Source organism: Phormidium sp. CCY1219, from assembly GCF_055795085.1.
Genome location: NZ_JAYFEQ010000087.1, coordinates 1 through 538 on the forward strand (window position 1 = coordinate 1; position 538 = coordinate 538).

At 47.4% G+C, this 538-nt stretch carries 1 protein-coding gene; it reads right to left on the reverse strand.

What is annotated here, in order from left to right; genetic code table 11:
- Positions 1-532: Uma2 family endonuclease (locus tag AC0QH1_RS00535; protein ID WP_324628783.1), on the reverse strand; the 532-nt coding region annotated here is incomplete at its 3' end.
- Positions 533-538 lie beyond the last annotated feature (6 nt).

Consider the following 538-nt stretch of genomic DNA (forward strand, 5'->3'; position numbering starts at 1 on the left):
CCTCTCCGGAAACTACAGCAGGATCGGACAAGATTTCGGGGTCTCTCCCCGGGCGATAGATTTCTACCCGCCGATTTGCGCGATCGATTAACCACCCCAGCTTAACGCCATTTTCTATATATTCTTGCAGTTTCTCTTGGATCGGTTTTAGGCGATCGCTAGGGGAGAGCAACTCTAACACGAAATCCGGCGCAAGAGGAGGAAACTTCTCTCGTTCTTCCGGGGTGAGGGTTTCCCAGCGCTCTAATTTTATCCAGGCGATATCCGCAGAGCGATCGCTGCCATTCGGCAATTTAAAACAAGTAGAAGAATCGAATACTTTGCCCAATTTGGTTTGTCGGTTCCAAATCGCAAAATCAGCCCCGATTTCCAGGTTCCGATTCCCGGTTTCTCCCCCAGTCGGTGGCATTACAATTAATTCTCCTTTCGCATTGCGCTCGAATTTTACATCGGTATTTTCGCGACAAAGTTGATAAAACTGTTCGTCTGTCAGTTGAATAATTGGGTTTAAATTGATTGCGATCGCGCTCATAACTGT